Annotated in this window: 4 protein-coding genes; 3 read left to right on the top strand and 1 reads right to left on the bottom strand. The window is 55.6% G+C overall.

Annotated elements, in window-relative coordinates; translation table 11 throughout:
- The first annotated feature begins 601 nt into the window (after positions 1-601).
- Positions 602-967 carry a hypothetical protein gene (locus tag QNK41_RS16675; RefSeq protein ID WP_319258953.1) on the top strand — a complete coding sequence of 122 codons (366 nt, stop codon included), beginning with the start codon at positions 602-604 and terminating at the stop codon, positions 965-967.
- A 59-nt stretch (positions 968-1,026) separates the two neighbouring features.
- Here the strand turns inward: QNK41_RS16675 and QNK41_RS16670 are convergent, their stop codons facing one another.
- The gene (locus QNK41_RS16670) at positions 1,027-1,818 is read right to left on the bottom strand and encodes an SDR family oxidoreductase (RefSeq protein WP_319258951.1); all 792 of its coding nucleotides are present in this window, start codon (positions 1,816-1,818) and stop codon (positions 1,027-1,029) included.
- Between the two features lie 657 nt (positions 1,819-2,475).
- On the opposite strand from QNK41_RS16670, the gene QNK41_RS16665 reads away from it, so the two are divergent.
- Both QNK41_RS16665 and QNK41_RS16660 read left to right on the top strand, forming a co-directional pair.
- Positions 2,476-4,068, top strand: coding sequence for an FGGY-family carbohydrate kinase (locus QNK41_RS16665; RefSeq protein WP_319258949.1), 1,593 nt, complete (start codon positions 2,476-2,478; stop codon positions 4,066-4,068).
- A 27-nt stretch (positions 4,069-4,095) separates the two neighbouring features.
- The coding region (locus tag QNK41_RS16660; RefSeq protein ID WP_319258947.1) for a pyridoxal-dependent decarboxylase at positions 4,096-4,786 on the top strand (691 nt) is incomplete at its 3' end.

Below are 4,786 nucleotides of genomic sequence, written 5' to 3'. Positions count from 1 at the left end.
TTAACAGCTGCTCCATCGTTTCAGGCCATTGGCTCTTAAAGGCTTGGTTAAGATCCGCGATGCGAACCCATCCGTTTTTTCGACAGATCGCCAATTGCTCTTTTTCATCGACCCGAATGGTAGCTAATCGCATGCTGCCTCTCTTTATGGTTTCCAAGGACGAAATCTATTGAATGCGGCATTCGTGGAATGGTTGACTCGATCTTTTCATTTAACAGGGTGTTGAAAAACGTCATGAGCGCAGGCAAGACAAGGCAAAATTTGGCGAAAAAAGCGGTATTTATGGTTGATAAATGAGCATTTTGAGCCAAATTTTAACGCTGGTTGTCCAAGCGCAATAGTTTCTCAACATCCTGTTAAGCAGTTTCGCTGCAGGAACAAGGCCAGCCACCTCGCATCCGGGATTGTCTGGGTAATTGTTGACATATAATTACACTATAATATCAAATAATACTATTTACTTTTTTATACAACCGTTCACTCTTGATAAGGTCGAAAAAATAATAACCTGCCGATAATATGTATGTTTTAAACTTTTTGAGTTTCTGGCCCATGACTTGCTGCTTTAAGAAAGCAATCCCTGGCCCAGCGGTGCACCCGCGTGGCAGCGTTCATCGCCATATTTTCTTCACCGATAGTCTTTATCGAGCAACTACCGGGGACAGAAGATAGATCTGGAGAAAGCATGCCGGAATATCTCAACAGAGGCAACAAAGCGTTACACCAGCAGACCACCACAGCCAACGAACGCTTGCAGAAGGCCCTTGCGGAGAGAGAGCGGTTTCTGGATCGTCAACCGCACCTGCGTGTCTATCAGGCGGAAATAGACAGGGTTCTGGACAATTCAGGCAACCTTGAAGGCCGCATGGCCGTTCTGGGAATGCTGCTGCAGGGCAAGCTCCTCGACATGCAAAAGGAGCTCTACAAGCTGGCTAAGATTCTCCAGCAAAATTCCAATTCTCAGTAGCTCACCCCGGGGGAAACGCTGCAACGACTGCGATGCGTATGCGTTATTAGACGCCATAGTCAAAGCAGCCCACGATAATTCCCACCATCCACCAAGATATTCTGGCCGGTAAGGTAACGCGCCTGGACGCTGGCCAGGAAGGCAGCGGCAGCCCCGAAATCAGACGGGTCACCGATGGTATGACTGGGATTGGCCGACATCATCTCATCGATGATCGCCTCGGGTGTCTTCTTCTCCTGATCGGCACGGAACGCCGCCAACTGATCGATTCGCGATGTTTTGTGGGTGCCTGGAAGCAATGCATTGACGGTTATGCCATCGGGTGCCAGTTCCGTTGCAATCGTTTTCAAAAAACCAGTCAGCCCGGCACGGGCCATATTGGACAACAACAGCGTACCGATGGGTTGCTTGACCGAAATCGAGGTGATGGCGATGATTCGGCCCCAGCCGTTGGTTTTCATGGCCGGTGTGACGCCATGAATCAGGTGCACAGCGCTCATCAAGGTCAGGTTGAGGGCCTTTTCGTATTCCTCGAGGGCAGTGCTGGCGTAAGTTCCCGGTGGAGGACCGCCGGCATTGGTGACCAGGATTTCCGGTTCTCCCAGAGCTTCTCGAACGTCCTCAAGCAGGCGGCGGATATCTTCAGCCTTGCGCATGTCCGCAGCCACCCCCAGCACTGCTGTTCCGGATTTTTTTGAAATCTCTTCGGCGGCCTGTTTGGCTGCGGCACGGTCACGGGAGCAGATCGCTACCCGGCACCCCTCGGCGGCCAGCTGTTCCGAGCAGCCCCGCCCCAACCCCCGGCTTGATGCCGTCACCAGAGCAATTTTACCATGTATTCCTAAATCCATTTTACACCTCCTTGGTTGGTGTCTGTCCAGAAACGAGAAATTTTGGTCGAGATCAAGAGATTCTGGATGGCCACTGTCTGCCGAAGGTAAACACGATTTCTAAGGTGTCCAATCCTGCCCGATCCATGCGGAATGAGCCGATATAGTGTCCGTCCAGAAATGAGGGATTTTGGTCGAGATCAAGGCGTGCGAAAAATTTTACCGGAGGCATATAGTTGATATTCTGAGGATAAAATTTTTCGCGCAACGCAGAGGTCGGGCAAAATAACCATTTATGGATGGGCACTATCTAATACCCGTTCGATGTTACCTGGCCCAACCTTCTTTCAATCTCTGCAGGACCGTCATCCCGTCGGCACTTGGTAATTCCTGTTGACCGAATGGGATCTTTGGTTTAGTCAGTTAACTCAGTTCTTAGATACCTGCTTCTCACATACATCGATCACACCTTCAGTAAATATTACAGCGTATTTTTAGAACGCTTTGCACGGCGCCCTGCAGACGACATCTCCGCCGCCTGCCGAATGGAGAAGCGCTTTCAGTGAGTACTGGGCGAAGTTGCCTTCAACCGTAAATCCGCACGCATATTTACCGCTATGAGACTGATGACATGCATGCAACGACCCGAGAACCAACCACCTGACGCTTGAGGACGCCATGAACACGACAACCACAGAGCGATACGTGCTGTCCATCGACCTGGGCAGCAGCGACCTGAAAGCCGCCCTGGTGGGCATCGACGGACGCATCGTGGCCAGTGCGGATGAACCCACCGGGACCACGCTTTTCCCTGGGGGCGGTGCCGAGCAGGATCCGGTGCAGTGGTGGCACAACGCCAAAAAAGCGGCGGCAGCCGTCATTGCGCGTGCCGGTGTTCCAGCGGAAAAAATCGTGGCGGTGGCCTGTGATTCCCAGTGGTCTGTCGTCGTACCCGTAGACGAGAATGCCGAGCCGCTGATGGGCGCGGTTCACTGGCTGGACACCCGGGGCGGCAAGTACAACCGCCAGGTTGCCGGCGGGTTTCCCGGTATTCAGGGGTACCAGGTGTGGAAGCTGATGCGATGGATCCGCCTGACCGGACTGGCCCCCACGCACACCGGCGTGGATTCCATGGGGCACGTGCTATTTATCAAGAACGAGCGGCCGGACATCTACCGGCAAACCTTCAAATTTCTCGAACCCATGGACTACCTGACGGCCCGCCTCTCCGGGAAAATCGTCGCCACCCAGAAAACCATGGCCCCGTTCGTCATCACGGACAATCGTTTCGGAAAAGGACGCTACAGCGACGCGCTGCTGCGCATGGCGGGACTGGACCGTGAAAAGTTTCCGGACCTGATCGCCAACAACGGCATCGTGGGGCCGATGGATCCGGCAGTCGCCGAAGAACTGGGCCTGACGCCCGCCACCCAGGTCGTCGCCGGCGTCGGCGACACCAATGCCTCCATTATCGGATCCGGTGCAGTGCGAGACTTCGAAGCCATCATCTACATCGGAACCACCTTGTACATGAGCTGCCACATGCCGTTTAAAAAGACCGACCTGGCCCACATGATGACAGCCCTGCCCAGTGCATTTCCAAACCGTTACATTCTGCTTGGTGAACAGGGGCTCGGCGGAAAATGCGTGGAATTTTTTCTGAAGAACATCCTGTACGACACGGACGATTTCGAAATGCCCGCTAAACCGGAAGATGCCTATCTGCGCTACAACACCGTGGCCGCCAGCGCTCCGCCGGGCAGTGGCGGTGTCATCTTCCTCCCCTGGCTGAACGGTTCCGTGGTCCCTTGTGAAAATCCACACGTCCGCGGCGGTTTCGTCAACCTTTCCATCGACACCCGCCGCCGTCATCTGGCCCGCGCCATTATGGAGGGCCTGGCCTTTAACAGCCGCTGGACCCGCGAGCCGGCGGAGAAAATGATGGGCCGCCCGTTCACCCGATTTATCTTTTCCGGCGGCGGCGCCCTTTCCGACCTCTGGTCCCAGATCCACGCAGACATCCTGGGTGTCCCCATTCATCAGGTGGCCGACCCGCTCACATCCACCGCACGGGGAACCGCCCTGCTTGCCTTGACGGCCCTGGGGCACCTGACCGTTGACCAGTTGCCAGCCATGGTCCCCATCAGGCAGGTGTTCGAGCCGGAGCCGTCCAGCAAAGCCATATACGACCGGCACTATGGCCAGTACCGCAGGCTTTTTTCCAGAAACAAGGACATCTTTGCCGCCTTGAATGCGCATGCGGGGAAATAGTCCGCCGAAGACCCGAAGGAGGATATCATGTCAGACCAGGCCGTCGATCCGTTGAAACCGTACAAAGGACGTTTTGAATCCCATGCCACCATCCCGGCCAGAGGCCGGGCCAAGGACGAGATATTCAACGAACTGGCCACCGTGGCCGAAGAGGAAAACGCCCGCTGGAAAACCGGCCAGGTATCGGGGACCTTCTACCACGCCGGCGACGCCCACCGCGCGTTCCTCAACCGGGTTGCCTCCCTCTTCACCCATGTGAACACCATCCAGTTCGACGTCTGCCCGAGCATGTTCAAGATGGAAAGCGAAATCATTGCCATGACATCCGACATGCTGCACGGCGACAGCGCCCGGGAACACAACCCGGAGAACGCGGTCTGCGGCACCATGACATCCGGCGGCACCGAGAGCATCCTCATGGCCATGAAGGTATACCGGGACTGGGCCCGCGAAGAAAAGGGCATTGCCACGCCGGAGATCATCATCCCCCACACGGCCCACCCGGCCTTCGACAAAGCGGGCGAATATTTCGGCATCTGCATGGTACATGTACCGGTTTCAGAGCCTGATTTCCGGGTGGACCCCAAGGCGGTGGAGGAAAAAATCACCCCCCATACGGCCGCCATCGTCGGCAGCGCAGGCAACTATCCCTACGGCCTCATCGATCCCTTGGAAGACCTGTCCGAGATCGCCCTGCGACACCAGATCGGCTTTCACG

Origin of the sequence: Desulfosarcina sp., from assembly GCF_033791525.1 — a bacterium.
GTDB lineage: Bacteria > Desulfobacterota > Desulfobacteria > Desulfobacterales > Desulfosarcinaceae > Desulfosarcina.
This window is presented reverse-complemented; position numbering and strand designations above follow the sequence as displayed.

What these genes read in the sequence shown, in the direction of transcription:
- QNK41_RS16670 (WP_319258951.1), bottom strand. Translation starts at nt 1,818, where the DNA reads ATGGATTTAGGAATACATGGTAAAATTGCTCTGGTGACGGCATCAAGC.
- QNK41_RS16665 (WP_319258949.1), top strand. Translation starts at nt 2,476, where the DNA reads ATGAACACGACAACCACAGAGCGATACGTGCTGTCCATCGACCTGGGC.